Source organism: Halorubrum sp. Eb13 (assembly GCF_002252895.1).
In the GTDB taxonomy this organism is placed as follows: domain Archaea; phylum Halobacteriota; class Halobacteria; order Halobacteriales; family Haloferacaceae; genus Halorubrum.
Genome location: NZ_NHPE01000085.1, coordinates 1 through 26,736 on the forward strand (window position 1 = coordinate 1; position 26,736 = coordinate 26,736).

Consider the following 26,736-nt stretch of genomic DNA (forward strand, 5'->3'; position numbering starts at 1 on the left):
CTCGGGGCCTGGATCGGAATCGGGGGGACGGCGGGCGTCAGGTGGAGGGACATGCGTGCGTCCGGTTTCGAACGGCCCGAGGAAGGCGTGTCGGTCGGCGAGGCGAAGAGCGGTCCGGACCGAAGCGCGCTACCGGTCGCGGTCCGACGGTTCCCGGTCGCGATCGGATCGGCCGCGAGACTCGGCCGAGTCGGTGCCCTCGTCGGGCGCGACCGCGTCCGCGTACCGATCGAGGAACTCCTCGCGCGAGAGCCCGTCGGCCTCGATCGAACAGACGAGCGACTCCAGCCCGTCCCGGGGCTGGTGGCAGAGGTCGTCGTCGCAGTCTGTACAGAGGTACTCGAACTCCTTGTCGCGCCGGTTCCAGCGGTCCCCCTCCTTGTCGTACTCGCGCGCGTCCTCGCGCAGCAGCGAGTCGCCGCACGCGATGCAGGTCACCGTCCGCCGGTCCCGGCTCTTCCGGGATCCCCACATGTGCGCTACCTCGGTCCCACCCTACTTAGCGTTTGGTGCGGAGCGGTCAGACCCGCGTCGCACGGGCGTCGTTCGAGGCGGACGCCGGCGACGTGCACACCTATAACGCTGGCACCGCTCCCCCCGGTATGACGATCCGCGAATCCGACCTCCCCGGCGTCGGGAAGAAGTTCGAGATCGAACTCGACGACGGCGAGATGATCGTCGTCATCCACAACACGGGTAAACGCGAGCTGTTCCGCCGCCCCGACCCGGACGCCGACTCGGAGAAGGTGTTCGAGTTCGGCGACGACCTCGCCCGGACGATCGGGTCGATCGTCGAGGGCGCGTACTTCCAGCCGGTCGAGCCCGACACGCAGGAGACGACCCTGCCCGGCGGCATCCTCCTGGAGTGGTACGAGATCCAGCCGGGGTCGCCGCTGATCGGCGAGACGCTGGAGAGCGCGGACATCGGCGACCGAACCGGGCTCGCCGTCGTCGCGCTCCAGCGCGGCGACGGGGTCGTCGACAGCCCGAGCGCGGACACCACGCTCCGCGAAGGCGACACGGTCATCGGGGTCGGAACGCCCGAGGACTGCGCGGCGTTCGAGGAGCTCCTCACCGGATGAGCGGCCGCGACGACGCGGTCGGGGCGGCCCCTCGGGTCGCCCGTCTCGGGGGTAGCCGGTAGTGGCGCTGCTCGACGTCGGCGTCATGTTCGCCGCGGTCGCGGTCGCCGGGTGGGTCGCGAACCGCGCCGGTCAGTCCGTGATCCCCTTCTATATCGTCGCCGGGATGCTACTCGGGGAGTTCGTCCTCGGCCGGCTCTCCCTGCCGGCGGTCGGGACCGTCTACGTCCCCGAGACGGAGTTCATCGCGCTCGGCGCGGAGCTCGGGATCGTCTTCCTCCTGTTTTTCCTCGGGCTGGAGTTCAACCTCGACCGCCTGCTCGCGCGACGGCGCCAGATCGGGACCGCGGGGACGATCGACCTCGCGAACTTCGGGGCCGGGCTCGTCCTCGGGTGGCTCGTCTTCGGCGCGTTCCTCCCGGCGTTTCTGACCGCCGGGATCGTCTACATCTCCTCGTCGGCGGTGATCACGAAGTCGCTCATCGACCTCGGCTGGATCGCCAACGACGAGGCGGAGCCGCTGCTCGGGACCCTCGTCTACGAGGACCTGTTCATCGCCGTCTACCTCGCCGTGGCCTCGGCGCTCGTGCTCGGCGGCGGCGACGTGGGCGCGGCCGCGACGGACGTCGGGATCGCGATCGCGTTTATCCTCGTGCTGCTGGGGGCGGTCCAGTTCGGCACGCCCGCGTTCGACCGGCTGCTGGCGACCGACAACCCGGAGTTCGTCGCGCTCAGGTCGATCGCGACCGTGGTGCTCGTCGCCGGCGCGGCGCTCGCGCTCGGCGTCAGCGAGGCGGTCGCCGCCTTCTTCGTCGGGATGGCGTTCGCGTCGACGGAGTACGCCCACGGGGTCGAGACGCTGCTCGAACCCGTCCGCGACACGTTCGCGGCGGTGTTCTTCTTCTGGATCGGGCTCGTCACCGACCCGCTCCTCTTCGGCGGCGTGGCGGCGCTGATCGCGCTCGCGGTGCTCGTGACGACGCCGACGAAGCTCGTCACCGGCTTCTTCGCCGGGCGCGCCTTCGACCTCGACGCCAAGCGGTCGACCCGCGTCGCGCTCGGGATGACGACCCGCGGGGAGTTCTCGCTGATCATCGCGACGGTCGCCGTGACCGGGGCCGAGGCGGGGACGTTCGACCCGGCGGTCGCGCAGACGATCAACGCGTTCGCGGTCGGCTACGTCCTCGTGATGGCGATACTCGGCACGACGCTGATGCAGTACTCCGGGCCGTTCGAGTCGATCGCGGTCTCGTGGCTGGATCGCGGTGCCGGTGATGCGGATGGCGATCGTTTATAAATAGCCGACGATGGATCGACGGTAAACACCTCCAAAGCCCCAGCCGGGAGGCGGGCGCACGCTCGCTGCGGTCCTCGGTCGCTCACTCCGTTCGCTCCCTGTGGTCCTTACGTCGTCATCAGAACGCTCCGCGTTCTGATTGGCTCACGAGAGCGGAGCTCTCGTGAACGCCTGCGCCCGCCTCCCGGCTGCCCCTTTGAGTCCCACCCCGCACGGCACCGCAACCGCACCTCACGCCTCCCCAGCCTCGTCGCTGGCACCCTCCGCTTCGCTTCGGGAGCCAGCGACTCCCTCGCGCGGCGCTCTTCGCGGCCGCCATCGGCGGCCGCTCGGAGGCGCGCGCCACCGCACTATCGTTTATTTATAAATAGTCGCCGTCGGCGGTCGCTTAGGCCTCTTCGCTCGCCAGTTCTTCGAACACGGCATCGACCATCTCGCCGGTGTCCTCGACGATCGCGTCCATCTCGTCGTCGTCGACGGGCATGCCGAGGAGGCGCGCGATCTTCATGATCGAGACGTGGTAGACGACCTGCTCGCCGGGGGACTCCTCCCAGACGATCATGTTACACGGGAACAGCCCGCCGATGCGCTTGTCGGTCGCGTCGAGCGCGCGGTCCGCCATCGCGGGGTTGCAGGCGCCGAGCACGTAGTACGGGTCCCGGTCGGCGTCGACCTTCTCGTTCAGCATGTCGGACGGGGAGAACTCGACCGGGATGCCGAAGCCGGCGTCGAGGCACACCTCGCGGACGCGCTCGACCGCCGACTCGTGGTCGGTCGACAGCGTCGCTCGCTTCTCGCCGTACTCCTCGGGGTCGATTTCGTGCGGATCGAAGGGAATCGCCATGCGTCGACTCCGCCTCGCCGAGTTAAAAAGGGCGCGGCGGCCGGGAACGGCGGCGCGGGCTACTCGGTCGCGACCGGGCCGCGCCCGACGAGCTTCTCGACCTCGGCGACGAACTCGCTGCGGCTCTCGAACAGCGGTACCTCGGAGTCCGCGAGGACGTCGTCGAGGTCGCGGGGGCCGTCCGGGCTCCGGACCGCGGCGTCGCCCTCCTGCGCCGCGATGTCGCTGCGCGTCGCGGGCCACGTGAGCCGTGACGCGACGCGGGCGATCGGCTCGCCCGCCACGTCCGGTCCCTCGCCGAGCTCGACGGCCGGCTCGCTCTCCTCGGCCTCGTCGTTGTCGCTCATACCCCGCGGTTCCGCTCCGGCGACACTAATGGTTTCGATGCGAATCGGATCGTGCCCTCACGCGCCGCGCGGCCTCGGATTCGCCCGTTCGATCGATTTCCGTGACTCTCAACCGAGATCGGCCCACGATCTGGTCGGACATCGCCCGTCTGACGACCGACAAACAAACCCGAAATAATTCGGTATCACAACTATATCATTCGGCAATAAGTTCCGATTGCGGAGTAAGCACACGACTCCCGTATCTCGCGTCGGGTCCCTGCGCGCCGATCTTTCGGGTCTCACTGTCACACTCCCCCTTCGCGTCCCTTTCCTCGCCCGCTTCGTCTCTCCCACGCCCGCTTCGTCTCTCCCTCGCGCGCTCTTTCGCTTCGCGGACACGGACCTTTCCCCCGCGGCCGGACGGACCGGTCACCGCCAGCCGCGGTCGGTGTCGTTCAGTCGCTCGCAGCCGTCCGCCGTGACGACGACGAGGTCCTCGATCCGGCAGCCGAACCGTCCGTCGAGGTAGACCCCCGGCTCGACGGAGAACACCATCCCCGGCTCGAGCTCCCGGTCGTTGCCCGCGACGATGTACGGCTCCTCGTGGACGTCGAGCCCCACCCCGTGTCCGGTCCGGTGGACGAACGCGTCGCCGTACCCCGCCGACTCGATCACCTCCCGCGCCGCCCGGTCGACCGACGCGGCCGCGACGCCCGGCGCGACGGCGTCGACAGCGGCCGCCTGCGCCTCCCGAACCGCCTCGTGGACGCGCTCGTACTCCGCCGGGGGGTCGCCGTCGAAGGCGAGCGTGCGCGTCTGGTCGGAGGGGTAGCCGCCGACGCGCGTCCCGAAGTCGAGCACGACGGGCTCGCCGGCCCGGATCTCTCGGTCGCCGTGGCCGTGGTGCGGCTTCGCCCCGTTCGGGCCCGACCCTACGACCGTCTCGAACGAGACGCCGGTGCCGCCGTGCGCGGCCAGCCGGTCGGCGATCCACGCGGCGAGGTCGCGCTCGGTCATTCCGACCGCGTCGGCGCCCAGCTCGCGGAGGTCGCGCACGGTCGCGTCCGCGGCGGCGGCCGCCTCGCGCAGCGCCGCCACCTCGGCGTCGTCCTTACGGACCCGGAGGTCGGCGAGCGCCTCGCTCGCGAGCCCCCATGTCGCGTCCGGCGCCGCCGCGCGGAGGTCCTGCGTGAACGTCGCCCACATCGTGTCGTCGACGAGGAGGCGCCCCTCGCGGAGGCCGCGGTCGGCGAGCAGGTCGCGCGCGGCCGCCACCGGATCGTCGCCGTCGGCCCACGTCCGGACGTCGACGACGCTCGTCTCCTCGCGCACCTGCGTCTCGTACAGGTCCGGGACGAGGAGAGCGGGCGCGGTCCCGTCGCTCCGCGCGGCTCCGTCCCCGCTGTCGTGCCCGCCGCCGTCGCCCGCGGTCGGCACGGCGAGCAGGAAGTGCCGCTCGCTCGGCTCCTCCTCGAACCCGGTGAGGTACAGGAGGTTCCGGCTCGGGAAACAGACCAGTCCGTCGGCGTCGACCGCTCGCAGCCGCGCCGCGGCGCGTTCGCGGCGGTCCGCGTGGGTGTCGTCGGTCATAGACGACCTCGGCCCGGCGGTCGCATATAAGTAGGGTGTCGTTGACGCCGAGGCAAGCGGCTCGTAACCATGTGCCTGCCCGTGCAATATGTGAGCATGAGCATCGAGAACGCGTCGACGTTCGACTGCCCGGAGTGCGACGTGACCGCACCCTCCGCGTCCGTCCCGTACGACACCCTCGGATACGCGGTCTGTCCGGTCTGCTCGTACGCGACCGGCCCGGTCGACCGAGACTGACGGTCGACCGAGACTGACGGCCGCTCGACGGCCCCGCCGCGACGACTGCGCCTCGACGGCCCCGCCGCGACGACCGCGCCTCGACGACCGCGCCTCGACGGCCCCGCCGCGACGACCGCGCCCGAACCGGGCCGTTTTAGCCGCCGCGCCGGCCTTCTGGGGTATGAGCTGGTCTCTGGGACGCGAGGACGAGGCGATCACCGAGTGGGAGCGCTCCGACGGCTACGCGACGGTCCGCGTCCGCGAGCGCGCCGACGGCGGGTTCGTCGTCCGCCTCGACGTGATGGAGCAGGCCGTCGACGAGTCGGCCTACGAGCGCGAGCGCTTCGACGACCGCGAGGCCGCGCTCGACCGCGCCGCCGAGTGGCGCGAGGAGCGGACCATCGAGGACTGACCCGGTCGGTTCGGCCCCGCTCCCCCCGCCCGACCCTCACCGCCTCAGATCGGCCCCACGTCGTCGGCGAGGAACGCCTGACACTCGACGGTCCGCCCGTCGGGGTCCTCGGCGAAGAACTGGTAGATGTCGTACCGCTCGTTCTCCCTCGGTTCCTCGACCGCGCCGGGCGCGCTCGCGTCGTCCCGGCGGTCGCTCGCCTCTGCGAGGCGCTCCCGCACGTCGTCGACCGTTTCGCGGTCGGGGTAGACGAACGTGAACGTCCCGCACGTCTCGGTCTCGTCGCGGTCGCAGAAGCCGAACAGGAGGTTGTCGTGGCGGAGGATCGTGCAGTCGGGCTGTTCGAGCCACGTCTCGGCGCCCAGTTCCTCGCGGTAGAAGTCGACGACGCCGCCTCGGTTCTCCGTTCCGTGGAAGACGATCCCGGACATGCCCGAGGCGTCGCGTCCCGATCACTTCACCGCTCCGGGTGCACCGGCGCGTCGAACCCGCCCCTCACGAGCGGCTTCGCGACGTGCCGTCGGGCGCTCGGGGGGACCTCGTACCAGCCGGGCTCCAGCTCGCGGTCGATCTCGTGAGCGACCTTTCCGGGCGCGTCGGTGCCGCAGTCCCGGCAGCGGTACCCCTGTCCCCGGCCCGCCGAGGACATGGATCGACCGCAGTCCGGGCAGGTCGGCACCGCCGGCTCGGTCCGCACGAGGTCCCGGACGGCGAACTTCTCCAGCTTGAGCGTCGCGGTCGGTCCCTCCGCCTCACCCGCCGACCGTTCCCGTCGCTCGTGTTCGCCGCACAGGGTCACCCGGTCGCCGGGTCGGAGGGCGCGCACCCGGTCGCGGAAGCGGCCGGTCGGCGCGAAGGCGACGCAGCGGAGCCGGCCGCCGCCTCCCGCGGAGCGTTCCCCGGGCGCCGCGACGTCGACGTGGACGTGACCCCCCCGTTTCGTCTCCGGTTCGCCCGCGACCGCGCCGGCGACTCGGTAGCCCGCGCCGTCGCGGAGGTCGCCGATCCGCCCGGGCGCGAGGTGGGCGTCGGTCCCCTGATTGGTGAGGAAGGTCGCGGCGCGCTCGACCGGCTCGCTCTCGACGGCCTCGGCGACCTCCCGGCACGCCGCCGGGTCGTCGCCGCGGATGCCGTGGAGGATCGGACCGGGGGCGTTGGGGACGCAGACCGCCGCGCCCGTCTCGCGGTCGACGGTGTCCCAGACGGTCGGGTACCCCGCGTCGGCCGCGGCGAAGACGCTCTCGACGTCGACCTCGCGGGGCGTCCCGCAGCGGTCCAGCTCGCGGTACGAGATCCGCTCCGCCGTCCAGTCGTCGAACGCGGCCGGGGCGCCGACCGCCGCGAGCGCGCCGATCCGGCCGCGGCCGGCGACCGCCTCGTCCCCCGTCTCACCGCCGGTCCCGAACGCGGCGTGTCGGTAGCCGCGCGCGTCGGCGATCGACAGCGCCTCGTCGAGCGAGAGCCGGCGCCGGAGCGCGCGGCGGGCGAAGTCGGCGACGTCGTCCGGGATCCGCGACGTCGACGAGGCGGCGCCGGCGTCCTCCGGGGCCCCGGCGGCGGGGGCGACCGGCGCGAACGGGTCCCCCGCGACGTCGACGTCGGCGGCGACGACGCCCGGCGAGGTCCGGGGGTCGTCGGCCGCGGCGAACTCCCGGACCGCCTCCGCGGCGAGGTCGAACGCCGCCGCCGCGTCGATTCTCGAAACGTGGACCGCGACGGCGGCGTTCCCCCGCGTCTTGTGTTTCACGGCGGGGTTCAGCCGGACGAGGAGCCGGCGGCGGACCCGCCCGCCGGCCGCTTCGAGCCGCTCGGCGAGCCGCGCGCCGACGTACGTCGTGCACATCCCGCGCTCGCGGGAGTCGGTGTCGTCGACGGCGACGATGGGCATACGCGCCCTTCTCCGCTCCCGGACAAACCGGTTTCGGCCGGTCGCTCGGGCCCCTCCCGAGCGATTAGCCGCCGATCGGCGCCGACGCGGTATTTAACGGCTCCGGTGGGTGAGACGGAGAAAACGCAAGCGGGCGGCGGTTTCGAGCGGCCGCAAGTGACACAACGCATATATACGGCGAGCCGCCTATTTCAGGGTATGTCCCGGACTGCGCTGATAGAAAACGTCACCGCGATGCTGGAGGACGCGGGCTTCCTCGTCAGCGATCGGTGTGCGGTCCGGCCCAAGAGCTTCGACGTGGCGGCCCGGCGCGGCGACGACCTGCTCCTCCTGAAGATCCTCGGCAACGTCGACGCCCTGGACGCGGAGACCGGCGCTGAGATGCGCCGGCTCGGCGAGTACCTGCGGGCGACGCCGATGGTGATCGGGGTCCGGACCCGCGACGAGGAGCTGAAGCCCGGCGTCGTTTACTTCCGGCACGGCGTCCCGGTGATCAACCCCGACACGGGGTACGACCTATTCGTCGAGGGGATGCCGCCGCTCATCTACGCGGCCCCCGGCGGGCTCTACGTCAGCCTCGACGGCGACCTCCTCGCCGACGAGCGCGAGGAGCGCGGCTGGTCGCTCGGCCAGCTCGCGACCGAACTCGGCGTCTCCCGGCGCACCGTCTCGAAGTACGAGGACGGGATGAACGCCTCCATCGAGGTCGCGATCCAGTTAGAAGAGCTGTTCGACGAGCCGTTCTCCAGCCCGGTCGACGTGCTGGACGGCGCCGACGAGGTGCGCGACGCCGACCCGACCCCCTCGGCGCCCGAGACCGACCCCGACGACGAGCACGTCCTCCACGTGCTCACCAACGCCGGCTTCACGGTCCACCCGACCGCCCGGGCGCCGTTCAAGGCCGTCTCGGAGGACGATCAGCGCGCCGAGACCCGCGTCCTCACCGGTCACTCGGCGTTCACCCCCGCGGCGGAGAAGCGCGCGCGGATCATGTCTTCGATCGGCGAAGTCGCCCGCACGCGCTCGGTGTACTTCACCGAGGAGGACGAGAAGCGCGAGTCGATCGAGGGCACCGCGCTGGTCTCCTGCGACGAGCTCGCCGGTATCACCGACCCCGAGGAGATCCGCGAGCTCATCCGCGACCGGGCGGAAGCGCCCTCCGAGGCCTGAGACCGCGAGCGCGTTCCGGCCCACTTATCGCCCGAACAAGCGACTGAAGAAGCCGCCGCTCTCCTCCTCGTCGTCCGCCTCGGCTCCGTCCGACGCCGTCTTCCCGCTCTGTTCCCCCGCGTCTCCGTCGCCGTCGGTGCCCCCCGAGAGCACGGTGTTCCTGCCGCCGGTGTCGTCGTCGCGGAACGGGACGCTCCCCGCGAGCTCGTCTTCCGGACCGGTCGCTTCCGCCTCGCCGATCTCCGGCTCGTCGACCTCCGCCTCGTCGTCCGGACCGGCCCCTTCCGCCTCGTCGATCTCTGGCTCGTCGATCTCTGGCTCGTCGATCTCTGGCTCGTCGATCTCTGGCTCGTCGATCTCTGGCTCGTCGATCTCTGGCTCGTCGACTTCCCTATCGTCGCTCCCCGTATCGTCGGTCGCTTCTCCGTCGTCTGCGGCCCCTTCTCCGTCGTCTGCGGCCCCTTCTCCGTCGTCTGCGGCCGCTTCCTCGGTGTCCTCCGGCGTCGCTTCGTCGCCGTCGTCCGCTGCGACCTCGTCTTCGTCCGCCGCGGTCTCGTCCTCGAACGCTTCGGCCTCCGCCGCGTCCTCCTCGATCATCGCCTCGAGGTCGTCGCCGTCGACGTGCTCCTCGCCGACGGTCTCCGTCTCGCCGGTCGCGGCCCGATCCGCGGCCGCGGCGTCAGCGGTCGCTTCGGCGTCGACCTCGTCGTCGTCGGCCGGCGCTTCCGTGCCTTCCCCCGGAACGGGGTCCTCGTCGGCGACGATGATCTCCTCCTCGTCGCCCGGGTCGCTCAGTCCCCCCGGCTCGGCGTCGGCGACGATGATCTCGTCGTCGTCCGCGTCGGTGCCGTCCGCGTCGGTATCGTCCGCGTCGGTATCGTCCGCGTCGGTGTCGTCGGCCTCCCCTTTGACCTCCTCGGCCTCCGCGGACTCGTCCGCGTGGTCGGCTTCCTCCGCGTGGTCGGCTTCCTCCGGCTCCGAGTCGTCGGTCGCGTCGGACTCGCCGATCCCGGCTCCCTCGACGGCCGCGCCCGTCAGGGCCCGAGCGAGGTCCCGGTAGGCCCGAGTGGCGGGCGCCTCCGGCGCGAACGTCGGGAGCGGTCGGTTCGCGGTCGCCGCCCGGACCACCGCGTCGTCCTCCGGGATCCGACCGAGGACCGGCGCGTCGAGCACGTCGCCGACGTCGTCGAGCCTCTCGGCGCCGGCGACGCCCGGGTCGGCGTCGGGGTCGACGCGGGTGATCGCGGCGCCGGCGACCGCGCCGCCGAGCCGCTCGGCGAGCTGTCGCGTCTTCTCGGTGTCGCCGAGGGCGCTCCGCTCGGCGGTCGAGACGAGGAGCGTCTCGTCGGCGATCGCGAGCGGGAGGCTCGAATCGTGCGAGAGCCCCGCGCCGGCGTCGACGAACACGTAGTCGGCGCCCTCGAAGGCGGCGACCGCGTCGCTGAGCCCGGCGGGGTCGGCCGACGCGTAGGCGTCGAGGTCGTCCGCGCCGGGGACGACCCGGAGCCCCTCGGGCCCCTCGTGGACCGCGTCGAGCGGGTCGGCCCGCCCCGCGAGCACGTCGTGGAGCGTCGTCTCGCCGGGCGTCACGCCCAGCGCGCCCGCGAGGTTCGCCATGCCGATGTCGGCGTCGACCGCGACGACGTCGGCGCCGGAGCCGGCCAGGATCGTCGCGATCGCCGCGGTCGTGGTGGTCTTCCCGACCCCACCTTTCGCCGACGCGACCGCATACACCGTTGCCATACGGTGACGGTCCGGCGACTGGTACTTAAATGTAGGCGGCGGCCGCCGGCCGGAGACGTGCGGGCGCCGCGGATTCCCGCCGATATCGGGGGCAACGCCCGCGTACTTTCGCAAACACCTTATACGTCGCTTGTAGAGTTTCAGGCGATTAGTAGCATGGCGAGACCAGAGGTGCTCGACCGGATCAAGGAGGCTGAACGGGAGGCGGACGAGATCATCGCGGAGGCGGAATCGGACGCCGACGAGCGCCTCGCCGAGGCTCGAGAGCGCGCGGAGGCGATCCGCGCCGAGGCCGAGGAGGAGGCGGAGTCCGAGGCCGCGGAACGGCTCGAGGCCGCCCGCGAGGAGATCGAGGAACGCCGCGAGGAGATCCTCGAGTCGGGCCGGTCCGACCGCGACGAGCTCGAACGCGAGGCCCGCGAGCGCGTGGACTCGGCCGTCGACTACGCAGTCGAACGGTTCGAGGAAGCGGTGAACCAACAGGCCGAGGAGGCGGTGGATGCTCAGGCCTGAGCGGATGAGCAAGGTGTCGGTGACGGGCTCGAAGCGCGTCATCGACGACGTCATCGAGGCGGCGTACGCCCACCACTCGCTGCACGTCACGGACTACGACGAGCGCTACGAGGGGTTCGCGCCCGGCGAGTCGCTCGAGGGCGCCCAGACGGTGAACGAGCGGCTCGTCACCGTCCGCTCGCTGGAGAGCGTCCTCGACGTCGAGGGCGACGAGGTCGACGCGGCCCGCGCCATCGACGACGAGGAGCTCGAACGCGAGCTCGCCGACGTCCGCGAGCGCGTCAACGCCCTCAACGACCGGCGTGACGAGCTCCAGACCGAGATCCGCGACCGGGAGGAGGAGATCGACCGCATGGAGCCGTTCGCCGACCTCGGCATCGAGCTCGACCTGCTCCGCGGCTACGACTCGCTGGAGGTCGTCGTCGGCGAGGCCAAGCCCGACGCCGTCGAGGCGACGCTCGCCGACGCCGACGGGATCGACGCCTACGAGGTGTTCGCCGGGAGCGACGTCGTGGCGATCTTCGCGAAGCCCGCCGACGGGGCCGAGGAGGGGGTCCTGCAGGACTCGCTCGTCGGCGTCGACATCGCGCTGCTGGAGGTCCCCGAGGCCGAGGCCGGCCCCGCGGAGTACGTCGCGGAGCTGGAGCGCGAGCGCGAGGATCTGCGGACCGACCTCGAGGCGATCGAGGCCGACCTCGCAGCCATGAAGGAGGAGGCGGCCGCCTTCCTGCTCCGCGCCGAGGAGCAGCTCACCATCGAGGCCGAGAAGAAGGAGGCGCCGCTCTCCTTCGCGACCACCGAGAACGCGTTCGTCGCGGAGGGGTGGATCCCCACGGACACCTACCCCGAATTCGAGGCGACCGTCGCCGACGCCGTCGGCGACCACGCCGAGGTCGAGGAGCTCGAACGCGCTTCGTTCACGCCCGACGGTGACCACCACACCGAGGCGGTGGACGGCGACGAGGGCGATTCCGCGAGCGCGGTCGACGCCGACGCCGGCGCCGCGGACGCGACGGCCGAGAAGGCGGCCGCCACCGACGGCGGCCACGCGATGCACGGCGACGACGACCCGCCGGTCGTCCAAGACAACGGGAACGCGGCGGGGCCGTTCGAGCTGCTCGTGCAGGGCTTCGGCCGACCGAAGTACTCTGAGTTCGACCCGACGCTCCTCGTCTTCCTCACGTTCCCGCTCATGTTCGGGTTCATGATCGGCGACGTCGGGTACGGCGTCCTCTACGCCGCGATCGGCTACTTCCTGTACAGCCGATTCGACGGGACGTTCCGGGAGCTCGGCGCCGTCGCGATGTGGGCCGGCGGCTTCACGATCCTGTTCGGGATCTACTTCGGGATCGACCTGTTCGGCTACCACGCGTACCAGCTGCTGCCGGGTGACATCCACTGGCCCGTCGACGGGAAGGGGCTCTCGCCGGCGGACCTCGACTGGGCGCTGTCGTTCCTCGTCGCCAGCGTGCTGTTCGGTCTCGTCCACCTGAACGCGGGGCACATCCTCTCGTTCGTGAGCAACTACCAGCAGCACGACCTCAAACACGCACTGTACGAGGGCGGGTCGTGGCTGCTGATCCTCAACGGCGCGTGGGTCTGGATCTTCAGCCAGCACGTGCTCGGTCCGAAGCCGGCGTTCCTCTTCGACTCGTTCTCGATACTCACCTTCGGGGCGGTGTCGTTCGCCGGCTTCCCGGTCGCGGTCGGGTACGTCGCCATCGCGGCCATCGCTCTCGGCGTCGTCCTGCTCGCGATCGGCGAGCCGCCGGAGCTCGCCGAGGTGCTCTCGCCGATCGTCAACGTCATCTCGTACGCCCGGATCATGGCGGTGCTGCTCGCGAAGGGCGGGATGGCGCTAGCGGTGAACCTGCTCGCGTTCGGCGCGTACATCGACGAGGGCGGCGCGGGGAGCTTCCACTTCATTTTCTCCGCCGACTACCTCGAGTACGTGCGGAGCCACCCGGAGGACTACGAGCTCGTCTTCGCGGGGATCACGACCGCCTTCGACCCCGCCTCGATCGGCCTCGTCGGGGTCGTCGCGCTCGTCGGCGGGGTCGTCGTGGCCGTCGTCGGCCACGTCGTCGTCCTCCTGCTCGGCGTCACCTCCGCCGGCATTCAGGCGGTGCGTCTCGAGTACGTGGAGTTCTTCGGGAACTTCTACGAAGGCGGCGGCGACAGCTACCTGCCGTTCGGCTACGACCGAGAGTACACCACCGAGGAGTAGGGCGTCCGGCGGCCGCGTCCCGCCCTGTCGCCTCCGCCCCTCGCAGTCACTCACTGCCGCTCTCGCCGGCTCGGACACGCCCGTCACGCGTCGCGGCGAGTCGCGTTCGAGTCGCGTTTAGCCCCGCCTCCATCCCCGACTGCGGCCGGTCTATTCGGTCGTTTTGGGAAGCTTTATGACTACTGTGGCGGCAACTAGCAACTGTTCGGAGACGAGCAACCGGAACTACTACCAATGCTTGAAGCTACCAACGCACTCGGGAACGCCGTACTGTCCACCGGAGGAACACTTACTGACCCCAACGCCGCGGCAGCGCTCGCCGTCGGCCTCGCGGCGCTCGGTGCGGGCTACGCGGAGCGCGGTATCGGCTCGGCCGCCGTCGGCGCGATGGCCGAGGACGAGGACCTCTTCGTCAACGGGCTCATCCTGACGGTGCTTCCCGAGACGATCGTCATCCTCGCGCTCGTCGTCGTGTTCATCGTCGGGTAACCCTTTTTCAACCAATGAGTTTGGACACTGTCGTTGAGGACGTTCGAGACGAAGCCCGCGCGCGTGCAGAGGAGATCCGCGAAGCGGCGGAGTCCGAGGCGGACGAGATCGTCGCCGAGGCGGAGGCCGACGCCGAGCGCATCCGCGAGGAGCGGCTCGCAGAGGTCGACCGACAGATCGACCAAGAGCGCGAGCAGACGCTCTCGTCGGCCAAACTCGAGGCGAAGCAGGAGCGGCTCGGAGCCCGCCGCGACGTCCTCGAAGACGTCCACGACGACGTCGAGGCGGCGATCGCCGGTCTCGACGACGACCGCCGTCGCGAGCTGACCGAGACGCTGCTCGACGCGAGCCTCGCGGAGTTCGACGGCGACGCCGACGTCGCCGTCTACACTCGCGCCGAGGACGTCGAGCTCCTCGAGGAGCTCGTCGCCGACCGCAACGCGGAAGTCGACGGCGAAGTCGACTGTCTCGGCGGCGTGGTCGCCGAGAGCGACACCTCTCGCGTTCGCGTGAACAACACGTTCGACTCGGTCCTGGAGTCCGTCTGGGACGACGAGTTGAAGAACATCTCGGAGCGGCTGTTCGACCAATGAGCGCCGTCGGGAGCTCGAACCCGGAGTACGTCGTCGCGCGGGTTCGCGCCCGCCGCGGCAGCCTCTACGGGGACGAGGAGTACCGCAAGCTGACCCGGATGGGCCCGGCGGAGATCGCCCGGTTCATGGAGGAATCGAGCTACGGGCGGGAGATCAACGCCCTCGGGAGCCGCCACGGCGGCGTGGACCTCATCGAGTACGCGCTGAACCGGAACCTCGCCCAGCAGTTCGAGGGGATCTTAGAGTGGAGCGAGGGAAGGCTGTACGACCAGATCGCCCGCTACCTCCGCAAGTTCGACGCGTGGAACGTGAAGACGGTCATCCGCGGCGTCTACACCGACGCGGACCAGTCCGACGTCGAAGTCGACCTGATCCGCGCCGGCGAGTTCGACGACCGTTTGATCCGACGCCTGCTGGAGGCCGACTCGATCGACGGCGTCGTCGAGGTGCTGGAAGACACGATCTACGGCCCGCCGCTCCGCGAGGCGTACGCCGAGTACGAGGAGACGGACGTGCTGGTTCCCCTCGAGAACGCCGTCGACCGCGCGTTCTACGAGCGGCTCCTCTCCGGGCTCGGTAACGACGAACCGACCCGGCAGTACGAGGCGTTCCTCAAGGCGGAGGTCGACTTCCGGAACGCGACGAACGCCCTCCGGCTCGCCCGGTCGGGCGCGGACATCGACCCCGCCGCGTACTTCATCGAGGGCGGCGAGCTGTTCACCCGCGGGTCGCTCGCGCGGCTCGCGCGGAACCTCGACGAGCTCGTGGAATACATCGCGGACAGCCAGTACGCCGAGCAGCTCGGCCCGGCGCTGCGCGAACTCGAGGAGGCGGACAGCCTCATCGCGTTCGAGCACGCGACCGACGCCGCGCTGCTCGCGTACGGCGACCGGCTCGGCACGATCCACCCGGTGTCGGTCACCCCGGTCATCTCCTACATCCTCGCGAAGGAGCGAGAGGTGGAGAACATCCGGGCGATCGCCCGCGGCAAGGAGGCCGGCCTGTCGGCCGACGAGATCGAATCGGAGCTGGTGATAACATGAGCCAGGAGATCGCCGTCGTCGGCAGCCCCGAGTTCACTACGGGGTTCCGGCTCGCCGGCGTGCGGAAGTTCGAGAACGTACCAGACGACGAGAAGGACGAGCGGCTCGACGACGCCGTCGAACGGACCCTCGACGACGAGGGCACCGGCATCATCGTGATGCACAACGACGACCTCGACCACCTCTCGCGGGGGACCCGCGAGTCGGTGGAGGGGAGCATCGAGCCCGTGCTCGTCACGCTCGGCGGCGCCGGCGCCGGCAGCGGCGGGCTGCGCGACCAGATCAAACGAGCCATCGGGATCGACCTGATGGAGGAGGACGATTAACATGAGCAAAGCAGAATCCACGGAGACCACCCCTACCGAAGACGGTGTTATCCAAAGCGTGAGCGGTCCGGTCGTGAGCGCCCGCGACCTCGACGCCCGCATGAACGACGTCGTCTACGTCGGCGACGAAGGCCTCATGGGGGAAGTGATCGAGATCGAAGGCGACATCACGACCATTCAGGTGTACGAGGAGACCTCCGGGGTCGCCCCCGGCGAACCCGTCGAGAACACGGGCGAGCCGCTGTCGGTCGACCTTGGTCCGGGCATGCTGGACGCCATCTACGACGGCGTCCAGCGACCCCTGGACGTGCTGGAGGGCAAGATGGGCAGTCCCTACCTCGACCGCGGGGTCGACGCGCCCGGCATCGACCTCGAGGAGGAGTGGGAGTTCGAGCCGATCGTCGAGGTCGGCGACGAGGTCGGCCGCGGCGACGTGGTCGGCGTCGTCGAGGAGACGGTCACCATCGACCACAAGGTGATGGTGCCGCCGGACGCCCTCGAGGAGGGCGAGACCACCGAGGTCACCGCGATCGAGTCGGGCTCGTTCGACGTCACCGAGACGGTGGCCGAGCTCGCGAACGGGACCGACGTCTCGATGCACCAGGAGTGGCCCGTCCGCGAGGCGCGCCCCTCCGAGAACAAGAAGACGCCCCGGACGCCGCTGGTGTCCGGACAGCGCATCCTCGACGGCCTGTTCCCCATCGCGAAGGGCGGGACGGCCGCGATCCCGGGCCCGTTCGGCTCCGGGAAGACCGTCACGCAGCACCAGCTCGCGAAGTACGCCGACGCCGACATTATCGTCTACGTCGGCTGCGGCGAGCGCGGAAACGAGATGACCGAGGTCATCGAGGACTTCCCCGAGCTGGAGGACCCGGCCAACGGCAACCCGCTGATGGCCCGCACCTCGCTCATCGCGAACACCTCGAACATGCCCGTCGCGGCGCGTGAGTCCTGTATCTACACGGGGATCACGATCGCCGAGTACTACCGCGACATGGGGTACGACGTCGCGCTGATGGCCGACTCCACCTCGCGGTGGGCGGAGGCGATGCGCGAGATCTCCTCCCGGCTGGAGGAGATGCCCGGCGAGGAGGGGTACCCCGCGTACCTCGCCGCCCGGCTCGCGCAGTTCTACGAGCGCGCCGGCTACTTCGAGAACGTCAACGGGACGGAGGGGTCCGTCTCGGCGATCGGCGCGGTGTCGCCGCCCGGCGGTGACTTCTCCGAGCCGGTCACCCAGAACACGCTGCGCATCGTGAAGACGTTCTGGGCGCTCGACGCGGACCTGGCGGAGCGCCGCCACTTCCCGTCGATCAACTGGAACGAGTCGTACTCGCTGTACAAAGACCAGCTCGACCCGTGGTTCGAGAACGAGGTCGCCGACGACTGGGCGGAGAAGCGCCAGTGGGCGGTCGACGTGCTCGACGAGGAGACCGAGCTGCAGGAGATCGTCCAGCTCGTCGGGAAGGACGCCCTGCCCGACGACCAGCAGCTCACCCTGGAGGTCGCCCGCTACCTGCGCGAGGCGTACCTCCAGCAGAACGCGTTCCACCCGGTGGACACGTACTGTCCGCCCGAGAAGACGTACCTCATGCTGACGACGATCGAGGCGTTCAACGACGAGGCGTTCAGGGCGCTCGAAGCGGGCGTCCCCGTCGAGGAGATCGTCGACACCGAGGCCGCCCCCCGAATTAACCGGATCGGCGTCCAAGAGGACTACGAGGAGTACGTCGAGGAGCTCAAAGCGGAGATCGCCGACGAGCTCCGGAGCCTCTACTGACCATGAAAGAGTATCAGACCATCACCGAGATCAGCGGCCCCCTCGTGTACGCCGAGGTCGACGAGGCGATCGGCTACGACGAGATCGTCGAGATCGAGACGGCACAGGGAGAGACGCTGCGCGGACAGGTGCTCGAATCCTCGGAGGGCGTCGTCGCCATCCAGGTGTTCGAGGGCACCTCCGGTATCGACCAGAACGCGTCCGTCCGCTTCCTGGGCGAGACGATGAAGATGCCCGTCACCGAGGACCTCCTCGGACGGGTCCTCGACGGCTCCGGCCGCCCGATCGACGACGGTCCGGAGATCGTCCCCGAGGAGCGGCAGGACATCGTCGGCGCGGCGATCAACCCCTACTCCCGGGAGTACCCCGAGGAGTTCATCGAGACGGGCGTCTCAGCGATCGACGGGATGAACACCCTCGTTCGCGGCCAGAAGCTCCCGATCTTCTCCAGCTCCGGGCAGCCGCACAGCGAGCTGGCGATGCAGATCGCCCGGCAGGCGAGCGTGCCGGAAGAGGAGGAGGCCGGGGAGGAGAGCTCCGAGTTCGCCGTCATCTTCGGCGCGATGGGGATCACCCAGGAGGAGGCGAACGAGTTCATGCAGGACTTCGAGCGCACCGGTGCGCTGGAGCGCTCCGTCGTCTTCATGAACCTCGCGGACGACCCCGCCGTCGAGCGGACGGTCACCCCGCGCATGGTGCTCACCACGGCCGAGTACCTCGCCTTCGAGAAGGACTACCACGTCCTCGTCATCCTGACGGACATGACCAACTACTGCGAGGCGCTCCGCGAGATCGGGGCGGCCCGCGAGGAGGTCCCGGGCCGACGTGGCTACCCCGGGTACATGTACACCGACCTGGCGCAGCTGTACGAGCGCGCCGGGCGCATCCAGGGCCGTGACGGGTCGGTGACGCAGATCCCGATCCTCACGATGCCGGGCGACGACGACACCCACCCGATCCCGGATCTGACCGGGTACATCACGGAGGGGCAGATCTACGTCGACCCCGACCTGAACAGTCAGGGGCTGCAGCCCCCGATCAACGTCCTCCCCAGCCTGTCGCGGCTGATGGACGACGGGATCGGCGAGGGGCTCACCCGCGAGGACCACGCCGACGTGAAAGACCAGATGTTCGCGGCGTACGCGGAGGGCGAGGACCTGCGCGACCTCGTGAACATCGTCGGGCGCGAGGCGCTCTCGGAGCTCGACAACAAGTACCTCGACTTCGCGGACGCGTTCGAGTCGGAGTTCGTCGACCAGGGCTTCGACACGAACCGCGACATCGAGGAGACGCTGGAGATCGGCTGGGACCTGCTCTCGATGCTTCCGAAGGACGCCCTCAACCGGATCGACGAGGAGTTTATCGAGGAGTACTACCGCGAGGAGGACTCCGAGCGCGAAGTCGTCGAAGCGGCCGACTGACGCGGCTTTCTTCCACTTTTCGCCCTCAGTTAGCGGCGGCGCCGGCCGGGGCCGATCGCGCGCGACACGTCACGACTGAAAAGAATTATCCGCCTCGGAGCGGAAGACTCCACCAATAAGATGGCCAAGGACGTCAAACCGACGCGGAAGAACCTGATGGCGATCGAGGACCGCATCGAGCTCTCGGAGCGCGGTCACGACACGCTCGAACAGAAGCGTGACGGCCTCATCATGGAGTTCATGGACATCCTCGATCAGGCGCAGGACGTCCGCTCGGACGTCTCCGAGAGGTACGAGACGGCCCAGCGCAAGATCGACATGGCCCGGGCGATGGAGGGCGACGTCGCCGTCCGCGGCGCGGCCGCCGCGCTGAAAGAGCACCCGGAGATCACCACCCAGTCGAAGAACATCATGGGCGTGGTCGTCCCGCAGATCGAGTCCTCGAAGGTGAAGAAGAGCCTCGACGAGCGCGGCTACGGGCTGCTCGGCTCCTCCGCCCGCATCGACGAGGCGGCCGACGCCTACGAGGAACTGTTAGAGAAGATCATCCTCGCGGCCGAGGTAGAGACGGCCATGAAGAAGATGCTCACGGAGATCGAGACCACCAAGCGCCGCGTGAACGCCTTGGAGTTCACGCTCCTCCCGACCCTCTACGAGAACCAGGAGTACATCGAGCAGAAGCTGGAGGAACAGGAGCGCGAGGAGATCTTCCGCATGAAGAAGATCAAGGCCAAAAAGGAGGAAGAAGAGAAGGAGGAGGCCGAAGAGGCCGCCGCCGAGGCCGCGGCGGCCCGGGCCGAGGAGCCGGAGCCCGCGGACTGACCGGTTCCGTCGACTCGCGCCGTCCCGCGTCTACCGACCGAACCCGCCGTCTCATCCATCTCGTTTCTCATGTCCTGTCCCCGTTGTGACGCCGACCTCGTCGCGTTCGTCGTCCCGCCCGCGATCCGCGAGCACGCGCCGGCCGCGACGACGGCGATCTGCACCCGCTGTCTGCGGACGTTCGCCGCCGACGGGAGCGACGGGGGCGTCGAGGTCGACGGGTCCGACTCCGCGTCCCCCGCCGACCCCGATTTCTCCGCGGTCGACTCCGCGTTCCCCGACGGCGAGGCGGGCGCGGCGCTCGCGCTCGTCTGCGGCAAGCTGGAGTCGTTCGCGCTCAACCGCGCCTCGATCGAGGCGCTCGTCGACCACGCGGAGCGGTCCGGCGCCGACGTCTTCGCCTTCTTGCAGCGCCTCGACGCCGCGGACGCCGCCTTCGACCTCGACCGGCGGCGGGCGGCGCTGCTGGACGTGCTGTGAGGGCTCGCCGGCGCGTGGCGATCGCCGAGCCGATACCGACGCTCGGGAGTCAGTCCTCGTCGAGGTCGACGCCCGGGGGGTCGTCCCACTCGTCCTCGTCGTCCGACTCGTCGTCGGCCTCGGTCCCCGCCGGGCCGAGCGCCTTCTCGCCGCGCCGCCGCTCGTGGACCGCGAGGCCGGCCTTGCGCGCGTCGCTCCCGCCCGCGTACGGGTCTTCGGACGGGTCGTACGACTGTTCGTCCCGCTCGAAGAGGTACGCGAAGAGGCCGAACAGCGGGACGACGAAGGCGATGAGCGCCCACTTCCTCCGGTCCATCCCGTGTTTCGGGGCGTCGACGTAGGCGAACGCCGCGAAGCCGACGAGCCAGGCGAGCGGGACGCCGACGAGGATGGCGACGACGAACGGCTCCATACCCACGCTTCGGGCTCGTCGGCTTAAGCACACGGGTGGATTTCGGGTGGAGAGAAGTCGCGTCCGTCCCGGTACGCCGGTCCCGGCCGAAGGACACTATCCGGTGGAGCCCGTACCGATCTCATGCAGCTGTTCTGGCACCGACGCGACCCGCGGACCAGGGACAACGCCGGGCTCGCGGCGGCCGCGCGGGCGGGGACCGTCGTCCCCGTCTTCGTCTACGACGCCGACCTGTTCGAGACGGTGGGAGCGCGCCAGCGCGCCTTCCTCCTCCGCCACGTGAAGCGGTTGGAGGCTCGTTACCGCGAGCTCGGGAGCGACCTCGTCGTCCGGGCGGGCGACCCCGAAGAGGTCCTCGTCGAGCTCGCCGACGAGCACGGCGCCGAGGCGGTGTTCTACAACGAGTACTACCGCCCCGCTCGGCGCAACCGGCAGCGCGCGGTCGAGGACGCCCTCGCGGGCGCCGGAGTCGAGACCGACGCGCGGACCGACGCCGTCCTGGTCGACCCCGCCCGGCTCGAGGAGCGCTACGCGAACCACGGCCGGTTCCACGACGACTGGGCGGCGGTGCCCAAGCCCGGACCGTATCCGGAGCCAGAGTCGGAGTCGTTGGCGGCCGTGCGCGACGGGAAGACGGTCCCCGAACCGGACGCCGACATCGACCTCCCCGAGGCGGGGTACGAGGCCGCCCGCGAGCGGTTCGACGACTTCCTCGACTACGGGATCACGTCGTACAACGACACCCGCGACGACCTCCGGCGCGCCGCGGAGGAGCCCACGCACGCGGTCTCGCGGCTGTCGCCGTACCTCGCGACCGGCGCGATCGGGATCCGCGAGGTGTGGGCGGGCGCGAGCGACGTCTACGAGGCAGTCACCGGCGGCGAGCGCCGCAACGTGGACAAGTACCGCTACGAGCTGTCGTGGCGCGAGCAGATGTACCACCTGCTCTACTACAACCCCGACCTGGCGGTGTCGAACTACAAGTCGTTCCCGAACGAGATCGCGTGGCGCGACGACGACGCCGACTTCGAGGCGTGGGCGCGCGGCGAGACCGGCTACCCGCTCGTCGACGCCGGGATGCGACAGCTGAACGCGGAGGGGTACATCCACAATCGCCCGCGGCAGGTGGTCGCGAGCTTCCTGACGAAACACCTCCTGATCGACTGGCGGCGCGGAGCGCGCTACTTCACCAAACAGCTGATCGACCACGACTACGCCTCGAACCACGGGGCGTGGCAGTGGACCGCGTCGACGGGCACCGACTCCGTCGACGTCCGCATCTTCGACCCGGTGAGTCAGATGAGCAAGTACGACGACGGCGCCCACTTCGTGAAGGCGTACGTCCCCGAGCTCCGCGACGTGCCCGCCGGGAAGGTCGTCGACTGGCCGACGCTCTCGCACGGCGAACGCGAGGAGTTCGCGCCCGACTACCCGCACCCGATCGTCGACCGGAACGAGGGGTACGAGCGCGCCCAGCGCGTCTTCGAGGAGGCGCTTGGAAAGCGGTGAGCGGCGGTCGGTCATAAATGGCCGCGGCGGCGCACATCTGCGAGCGACCGCCCCCGACCGCGGTCGACGACCGCTCCGGGCCGACGATCTTATGGCGTCTCCGCCGCGACCGAGGGACGTGCATCGGTTCGTTCGGGGCCTCCCGTCCCTCCTACTTGGACTGTTCGTCGGGAGCTCCGTCGCGTTCGTCGGTAGCCCGGACCCGACCGGCGTTTTCACGCTCGTCGCCGGCCTCGCTCTGACCGTCGCGTCAGCGGCGGGGATCTACGTCGGTATCGGCCGTTTATAAGTGAACAGGCGGGGTGCGGAGCGCTTCCGTCCCCGCTCCCGTCCGATCCGACGATTTAAAACGATCTCCGCGGGAACGACGCGGTAATGAGTCTCGTCGTTACCGACACCCTGGCAGACGAGCGCGTCGAGTTCACGGCCGACGGCGACGTCACGCTCTACGTCTGCGGGCTGACGGTGTCGGACGACCCCCACCTTGGACACGCCCGCCTGTGGTTCCACGCCGACGTTCTCCACCGGTGGCTCGATTACCTCGGCTACGACGTGCGTCACGTCGAGAACGTCACCGACGTCAACGAGAAGATCACGGCCCGCGTCGGCGAGCGCGACGAGTGGGCCGCCGAGCGCGACGTGGCCGAGGCGTTCACCGCGACCACCTTCGACGCGATGCGCGGGCTGAACCTCCTGCGCGCGGAGGTGTACCCCCGCGTCACCGAGCACGTCCCGGAGATCCGCGGGCTGGTGGAGACCCTCGTCGGGAAGGGGTACGCCTACGAGTCGAACGGCTCCGTCTACTTCGACGTCACGACGTTCGAGGAGTACGGGAAGCTGTCGAACCAGGACGTCGAGGAACTGGAGGCGCAGGGCGAGCCGGACGAGCGGTCGGAGAAGCGCAACCCCTCGGACTTCGCGCTGTGGAAGGCCGGCGGCGTGAGCGAGACCGCCGCGCGCGAGCACGCGAAACACGCCCACGGCGACGTCGTCCCCGAGGGCGAGACGTGGGACTCCCCGTGGGGCGAGGGGCGGCCGGGATGGCACGTCGAGTGCTCGGCGATGTCGACGACGCACCTCGGCGACACCCTCGACGTCCACATGGGCGGGCGCGACCTCGTCTTCCCCCATCACGAGAACGAGATCGCGCAGTCCGAGGCGGCGACCGGCGAGACGTTCGCCCGCCACTGGCTCCACGTCGGTCTCCTCGAGATGGAGGGCGAGAAGATGTCCTCCTCGATCGGTAACTTCTGGACCGTCCCGGACGCCTTAGACGAGCTCGGCGTCAACGTGATCCGGACCTTCTACGCCGGCGCCGCCTACCGCTCCGAGCAGGCGCTCACCGAGGAGACGATCGCGGAGGCCGAGGAGCGCTGGGAGCGCCTTTCCCGGACGTACGACCGCGCCGTCGACGCGCTCGACTCGACCGAGGCCCGCGCGACGGCCGAAGACGGCGACCTCCGCGAGGCGGTCGACACGGCCCGCGACGAGTTCGCCGCGGCGATGAACGACGACCTGAACCTCCGCGAGGCGACCGCCGCCCTCCTAGAGCTGACGGACGCCGTGAACCGCCACGTGGACGGAGCGGGCGACAGCGGGACCGACGGAGGCGGCTCGGGAGCGGCCTACGACTACCGCGGGCTCCGCGGGGCGGTCGAGGCGTTCGAGGACCTCGCCGGCGACGTGTTGGGGCTTCAGTTCGAGGCGGAGAGCGACGGCGACGTGGAGCTGGCCGGCGAGCTCGTCGAACTGGTGCTGGACGTGCGCGAGGCCGAGCGGGCGGCCGGCAACTACGAGCGCGCGGACGAGCTCCGGGACGCGCTGCGCGACGTGGGAATCGAGATCGAGGACGGGCCGGACGGGGCGACGTACCGGTTCGAGTAGGGCGGCGGGAACGAGGGCGGAGCGGCCGCCGCCGACGTCAGTCCCAAGTCACGTAGACGAGGAACGCGATCCCGACGAACTCGAGGATCTGGAGGTACATCATCGCCCGGACCGCCGGCGCCGACATCTGCGGCGGGTTGAGGTAGTAGAACAGCGCCAGCACGTTCTCGGCCAGGAGGAAGAGCGCGAACACCGCCGACCCGAGCGTGTGCTTCGAGCGGATCTCGAGGTAGTTGCGTCCCCAGATGCCGATGAGGACGAGCAACAGCAGTACGTTGACCGCGGCGGCGACTCGCGCCACGTCGAGCACCAGGGTCATTCCGCGTCCCCTCCGATTCCTCCGTCGATCGCTTCGTTCCAGATTCGAGTCATACTCACTCCACCTGATCGATGATGTCCTCGACGGTCTCCCAGTGGTTCCGAGTGCGTTCCGTCGGCAGATACACGGCGCCGTAGTCCTGTTCGGTGCTCTCGACCACGTCGTTCTCCTCCAACACTCCGAGGTGGTGCCTGACGGTCTTGTATGCGAGGTCGAGGTCCTCGGCGAGCTGGTTGGCGTTCCGCGGTCGTTCGTCGAGCGCCCGGAGCAATCGCGCGCGGTTGGGCCCCCCCCGCGTTCCTGCCAGCACCTGCCAGAGCACCGGCTCCATCGAACATACTCATCGGAAGTCGGATATATAAACACACGGATAGCCGTACGAGGTGACGGAAGGGCACGTGACGCCGGCGGGGACCATCGAGCCTCGCGGCCGCGCTACGGCAGCAGCACTCCGTCGATCACGTGGACGAAGCCGTTCGACGCCTCGATGTCCGTGATGACGATGTCGGCCTGATCGCCGTTGAGGTCGGTGCCGTCGACGTCGACTTTCGCGCCGTTCAGGGTCGGCACTTCGTCCGCGTTGACGATCGAGTTCGCCTTCCGACGGCCGGGCACGACGTGGTAGGTGAGGATGTTGGCTAGCGTCTCGTCGTCGACCTCAGCAAGACTGTCGGCGCCAAGGCTCTCGAGGGCGTCATCGAACGCCGCGTCGGTCGGAGCGAACACGGTCAACTGGCGGTTTCCTCTCAGCGCGCCGGCGAGACCCGCCTTCTTGACCGCGGCGACGAGGACGTCGAAGCCGTCGGCGTCGTCGGCCACGTCGACGATCGTCTTGCCCTCGCTCGGCGGCTTGGCCGCGGCGGTGCCGACGCCGCCGAGCAGTGCCGCTGTTCCCGCGCCGACGCCCCTGAGTACCGTCCGTCTGTTAGCGTTCATGGGATATACCCGTCAGAGAGATCGTTTTAGTGTGCAATCAACTATTTGGTGAAAGTAACCGCAATCCCACATCAAAGAGACCCAAATCTCCGTCAGTGTTGCCGGTTTCGGTCGGACGCCGGCCGAGAGCTACGGGCGCGGAACGGGCTTCGCGATCGGACGCTGAGCCGCTACTCCAGCACGTGTTCGGTGTCGTACGATCCCAGCACGCGCACCCACCCGTTGTCGGCGATGGCCTCGACGTCCTCGACGGCGGCCGCCATGTGGTCCTCGTAGAGCCCGGCGTCGACGTCGAAGTGGAACAGGTAGTCGCCGAGGCGCTCACCGCTCGGGCGCGACTCGATCCGAGAGAGGTTGAGGTTGCGGTCGGCGAACGCCTCCAAAAGCTCCAGCAGGAGCCCCGGGTAGTTCGCGTTCGGATAGACGATCAGGGTCGTCTTTCCGCCCGCGTCGGAGCGGGCGGACGCGGGCGCGACGACGAGGAACCGGGTCGCGTTGGAGGTGCGGTCTTGGATGTCCTCCGCGAGGATTTCGAGGTCGTCGCCGGCGTTGTCCGGGTGGCCGATCCCGGCGATGCGGGCGTCCTCGCGGGCGCGCTCGACCCCGCGGGCGGTGGAGGCGACCGCTTCGAGCCCGGCGTCCGGATAGTGCTCTTCCAGCCAGTTGCGGCACTGCGCGAGCGCCTGGGAGTGGCTGGCGACGACCCCGAACTCGGGCTCCTGCGCGAGGAGCGCGTGTCGGATCGGGGTGACGACCTCGCGGGTGACCGCGACGTCGTAGTCGGCCAGCGCGTCGAGGCTCTCCGTGACGGACCCCTCGATGCTGTTCTCGATGGGGACGACTCCGCGCTCGAACTCGCCGGAGGCGACGGCGTCGACGATGGCGGTGACCGACTCGCGGAACGACACCTCGGCGGCGACGGCCCGCGCCGCACGGTGTGAGTACGTGCCGGCGGGACCGAGCGTGACGGCGTTCATCGCCCGTACCTATCAGAGCGCGTTAGAAAAGCGTGCGGGTCGCGCGAACGCCGTCGCACGGCGGTCGGCGGTCCCCCTACGGCAGTCGGAGCCGCCCGGCGTACCGGTGCCAGCCGTCGACCGTCCCGACGTACTCGTACGCGTCGGGGGGCTCGATCCCCCAGGCGCGGAGCCGGTCGTCGACGCCGTCCGCGTACGTCGCGAGGAACGACCCCCGGTCCCGGAGCGTCGGCGGCGTCCGCGTGTGCTCGGTCTCGAACCGGCAGCGCGCCGTCCGCCCGTCGTCGAGCGTCGTGATCCGGAGCCGGAGGTCCGAGCGGAGCCGCTCGCTGACCGGCGCGGGGTCGCCGCGGAGGTGTCCCTCGCCGAACGCGTCGAGGGCCGCGAGCGCCTCGTCCGGGACGTGGTTCACGGTCGACATCGCGGCCGCA

The 26,736-nt window shown here is 69.9% G+C and carries 31 protein-coding genes; 18 read left to right on the forward strand and 13 right to left on the reverse strand.

Annotation, left to right across the window (positions count from 1 at the left end):
* Positions 1 to 129 precede the first annotated feature (129 nt).
* The gene (locus DJ75_RS09485; RefSeq protein ID WP_094524247.1) at positions 130 to 474 is read right to left on the reverse strand and encodes a hypothetical protein; all 345 of its coding nucleotides are present in this window, start codon (positions 472 to 474) and stop codon (positions 130 to 132) included.
* A 128-nt stretch (positions 475 to 602) separates the two neighbouring features.
* Between DJ75_RS09485 and DJ75_RS09490 the strand changes: the two genes are divergently transcribed.
* Positions 603 to 1,082, forward strand: a complete 480-nt coding sequence (locus DJ75_RS09490) for a cation:proton antiporter regulatory subunit (RefSeq protein WP_094524248.1) — start codon at positions 603 to 605, stop codon at positions 1,080 to 1,082.
* Positions 1,083 to 1,143: 61 nt separating this feature from the next.
* Positions 1,144 to 2,379 (forward strand): cation:proton antiporter, encoded by a 1,236-nt coding sequence (locus tag DJ75_RS09495; protein ID WP_094524249.1) that lies wholly within the window; start codon positions 1,144 to 1,146, stop codon positions 2,377 to 2,379.
* 388 nt (positions 2,380 to 2,767) lie between these two features.
* Here the strand turns inward: DJ75_RS09495 and DJ75_RS09500 are convergent, their stop codons facing one another.
* The 3 genes from DJ75_RS09500 to DJ75_RS09510 all read right to left on the reverse strand — a co-directional run bounded on the left by DJ75_RS09500 (position 2,768) and on the right by DJ75_RS09510 (position 5,142).
* Complete coding sequence (locus DJ75_RS09500) at positions 2,768 to 3,223, reverse strand: DUF302 domain-containing protein (protein ID WP_094524250.1); 456 nt, start codon at positions 3,221 to 3,223, stop codon at positions 2,768 to 2,770.
* 59 nt (positions 3,224 to 3,282) lie between these two features.
* A complete protein-coding gene (locus DJ75_RS09505) occupies positions 3,283 to 3,570 on the reverse strand; it encodes a DUF5789 family protein (RefSeq protein WP_094524251.1) in 288 nt (95 codons plus the stop codon).
* A gap of 411 nt (positions 3,571 to 3,981) precedes the next feature.
* Positions 3,982 to 5,142 carry a M24 family metallopeptidase gene (locus tag DJ75_RS09510; RefSeq protein WP_094524252.1) on the reverse strand — a complete coding sequence of 387 codons (1,161 nt, stop codon included), beginning with the start codon at positions 5,140 to 5,142 and terminating at the stop codon, positions 3,982 to 3,984.
* A 96-nt stretch (positions 5,143 to 5,238) separates the two neighbouring features.
* On the opposite strand from DJ75_RS09510, the gene DJ75_RS18630 reads away from it, so the two are divergent.
* Complete coding sequence (locus tag DJ75_RS18630) at positions 5,239 to 5,379, forward strand: hypothetical protein (protein ID WP_170938333.1); 141 nt, start codon at positions 5,239 to 5,241, stop codon at positions 5,377 to 5,379.
* 163 nt (positions 5,380 to 5,542) lie between these two features.
* The gene (locus DJ75_RS09515) at positions 5,543 to 5,773 is read left to right on the forward strand and encodes a hypothetical protein (RefSeq protein WP_094524253.1); all 231 of its coding nucleotides are present in this window, start codon (positions 5,543 to 5,545) and stop codon (positions 5,771 to 5,773) included.
* A 44-nt stretch (positions 5,774 to 5,817) separates the two neighbouring features.
* Here the strand turns inward: DJ75_RS09515 and DJ75_RS09520 are convergent, their stop codons facing one another.
* Both DJ75_RS09520 and DJ75_RS09525 read right to left on the reverse strand, forming a co-directional pair.
* Complete coding sequence (locus DJ75_RS09520) at positions 5,818 to 6,204, reverse strand: glyoxalase (RefSeq protein WP_094524254.1); 387 nt, start codon at positions 6,202 to 6,204, stop codon at positions 5,818 to 5,820.
* A gap of 26 nt (positions 6,205 to 6,230) precedes the next feature.
* On the reverse strand, positions 6,231 to 7,661 hold the full coding sequence (locus tag DJ75_RS09525) for a tRNA(Ile)(2)-agmatinylcytidine synthase (RefSeq protein WP_094524255.1): 1,431 nt from the start codon (positions 7,659 to 7,661) through the stop codon (positions 6,231 to 6,233).
* A 198-nt stretch (positions 7,662 to 7,859) separates the two neighbouring features.
* Here DJ75_RS09525 and DJ75_RS09530 point away from each other — a divergent pair, with 198 nt between their 5' ends.
* Entirely contained in the window at positions 7,860 to 8,831 is a 972-nt protein-coding gene (locus DJ75_RS09530; protein WP_094524256.1) for a transcriptional regulator, read from the forward strand.
* A gap of 24 nt (positions 8,832 to 8,855) precedes the next feature.
* Here the strand turns inward: DJ75_RS09530 and DJ75_RS09535 are convergent, their stop codons facing one another.
* Entirely contained in the window at positions 8,856 to 10,574 is a 1,719-nt protein-coding gene (locus DJ75_RS09535) for a P-loop NTPase (protein ID WP_094524257.1), read from the reverse strand.
* 156 nt (positions 10,575 to 10,730) lie between these two features.
* Here DJ75_RS09535 and ahaH point away from each other — a divergent pair, with 156 nt between their 5' ends.
* From ahaH to DJ75_RS09585, 10 genes are all read left to right on the forward strand, one after another.
* A complete protein-coding gene (gene ahaH / locus DJ75_RS09540) occupies positions 10,731 to 11,087 on the forward strand; it encodes an ATP synthase archaeal subunit H (protein ID WP_094524258.1) in 357 nt (118 codons plus the stop codon).
* 4 nt (positions 11,088 to 11,091) lie between these two features.
* Complete coding sequence (locus DJ75_RS09545; RefSeq protein ID WP_094524259.1) at positions 11,092 to 13,314, forward strand: V-type ATP synthase subunit I; 2,223 nt, start codon at positions 11,092 to 11,094, stop codon at positions 13,312 to 13,314.
* Between the two features lie 234 nt (positions 13,315 to 13,548).
* A complete protein-coding gene (locus DJ75_RS09550; protein ID WP_094524260.1) occupies positions 13,549 to 13,803 on the forward strand; it encodes a hypothetical protein in 255 nt (84 codons plus the stop codon).
* A 14-nt stretch (positions 13,804 to 13,817) separates the two neighbouring features.
* A complete protein-coding gene (locus DJ75_RS09555; RefSeq protein WP_094524261.1) occupies positions 13,818 to 14,396 on the forward strand; it encodes a V-type ATP synthase subunit E in 579 nt (192 codons plus the stop codon).
* Complete coding sequence (locus DJ75_RS09560) at positions 14,393 to 15,439, forward strand: V-type ATP synthase subunit C (protein WP_094524262.1); 1,047 nt, start codon at positions 14,393 to 14,395, stop codon at positions 15,437 to 15,439. Before DJ75_RS09555 ends, DJ75_RS09560 begins: the two co-directional genes overlap by 4 nt.
* Positions 15,436 to 15,765: a V-type ATP synthase subunit F gene (locus DJ75_RS09565; protein WP_094524263.1), complete on the forward strand. Its 330-nt coding sequence runs from the start codon at positions 15,436 to 15,438 to the stop codon at positions 15,763 to 15,765. The genes DJ75_RS09560 and DJ75_RS09565 overlap by 4 nt, the downstream gene beginning before the upstream one ends.
* A gap of 1 nt (position 15,766) precedes the next feature.
* Positions 15,767 to 17,545, forward strand: a complete 1,779-nt coding sequence (locus DJ75_RS09570; protein WP_094524264.1) for an ATP synthase subunit A — start codon at positions 15,767 to 15,769, stop codon at positions 17,543 to 17,545.
* 2 nt (positions 17,546 to 17,547) lie between these two features.
* On the forward strand, positions 17,548 to 18,966 hold the full coding sequence (locus DJ75_RS09575; RefSeq protein ID WP_094524265.1) for a V-type ATP synthase subunit B: 1,419 nt from the start codon (positions 17,548 to 17,550) through the stop codon (positions 18,964 to 18,966).
* Positions 18,967 to 19,086: 120 nt separating this feature from the next.
* A complete protein-coding gene (locus DJ75_RS09580) occupies positions 19,087 to 19,788 on the forward strand; it encodes a V-type ATP synthase subunit D (RefSeq protein WP_094524266.1) in 702 nt (233 codons plus the stop codon).
* 69 nt (positions 19,789 to 19,857) lie between these two features.
* On the forward strand, positions 19,858 to 20,268 hold the full coding sequence (locus tag DJ75_RS09585) for a DUF6276 family protein (protein ID WP_094524267.1): 411 nt from the start codon (positions 19,858 to 19,860) through the stop codon (positions 20,266 to 20,268).
* A 49-nt stretch (positions 20,269 to 20,317) separates the two neighbouring features.
* On the opposite strand, the gene DJ75_RS09590 is transcribed toward DJ75_RS09585, so the two are convergent.
* Positions 20,318 to 20,680 carry a hypothetical protein gene (locus DJ75_RS09590; RefSeq protein WP_094524268.1) on the reverse strand — a complete coding sequence of 121 codons (363 nt, stop codon included), beginning with the start codon at positions 20,678 to 20,680 and terminating at the stop codon, positions 20,318 to 20,320.
* Positions 20,681 to 20,803: 123 nt separating this feature from the next.
* Between DJ75_RS09590 and DJ75_RS09595 the strand changes: the two genes are divergently transcribed.
* The 3 genes from DJ75_RS09595 to cysS all read left to right on the forward strand — a co-directional run bounded on the left by DJ75_RS09595 (position 20,804) and on the right by cysS (position 24,073).
* Positions 20,804 to 22,189 carry a deoxyribodipyrimidine photo-lyase gene (locus DJ75_RS09595; protein ID WP_094524269.1) on the forward strand — a complete coding sequence of 462 codons (1,386 nt, stop codon included), beginning with the start codon at positions 20,804 to 20,806 and terminating at the stop codon, positions 22,187 to 22,189.
* Positions 22,190 to 22,307: 118 nt separating this feature from the next.
* The gene (locus DJ75_RS18860; RefSeq protein WP_217900382.1) at positions 22,308 to 22,478 is read left to right on the forward strand and encodes a hypothetical protein; all 171 of its coding nucleotides are present in this window, start codon (positions 22,308 to 22,310) and stop codon (positions 22,476 to 22,478) included.
* Between the two features lie 86 nt (positions 22,479 to 22,564).
* On the forward strand, positions 22,565 to 24,073 hold the full coding sequence (cysS, locus tag DJ75_RS09600) for a cysteine--tRNA ligase (RefSeq protein WP_094524270.1): 1,509 nt from the start codon (positions 22,565 to 22,567) through the stop codon (positions 24,071 to 24,073).
* A gap of 37 nt (positions 24,074 to 24,110) precedes the next feature.
* Here cysS and DJ75_RS09605 read toward each other — a convergent pair whose 3' ends face one another.
* The 5 genes from DJ75_RS09605 to DJ75_RS09625 form a co-directional block, all read right to left on the reverse strand.
* Positions 24,111 to 24,392 carry a hypothetical protein gene (locus DJ75_RS09605; RefSeq protein WP_094524271.1) on the reverse strand — a complete coding sequence of 94 codons (282 nt, stop codon included), beginning with the start codon at positions 24,390 to 24,392 and terminating at the stop codon, positions 24,111 to 24,113.
* A gap of 55 nt (positions 24,393 to 24,447) precedes the next feature.
* Complete coding sequence (locus DJ75_RS09610) at positions 24,448 to 24,723, reverse strand: winged helix-turn-helix domain-containing protein (RefSeq protein WP_094524272.1); 276 nt, start codon at positions 24,721 to 24,723, stop codon at positions 24,448 to 24,450.
* Positions 24,724 to 24,827: 104 nt separating this feature from the next.
* On the reverse strand, positions 24,828 to 25,328 hold the full coding sequence (locus DJ75_RS09615; RefSeq protein ID WP_094524273.1) for a fasciclin domain-containing protein: 501 nt from the start codon (positions 25,326 to 25,328) through the stop codon (positions 24,828 to 24,830).
* Between the two features lie 170 nt (positions 25,329 to 25,498).
* Complete coding sequence (gene pheA, locus DJ75_RS09620) at positions 25,499 to 26,305, reverse strand: prephenate dehydratase (protein WP_094524274.1); 807 nt, start codon at positions 26,303 to 26,305, stop codon at positions 25,499 to 25,501.
* 76 nt (positions 26,306 to 26,381) lie between these two features.
* Complete coding sequence (locus DJ75_RS09625) at positions 26,382 to 26,726, reverse strand: hypothetical protein (protein ID WP_241881439.1); 345 nt, start codon at positions 26,724 to 26,726, stop codon at positions 26,382 to 26,384.
* Positions 26,727 to 26,736: the final 10 nt, after the last annotated feature.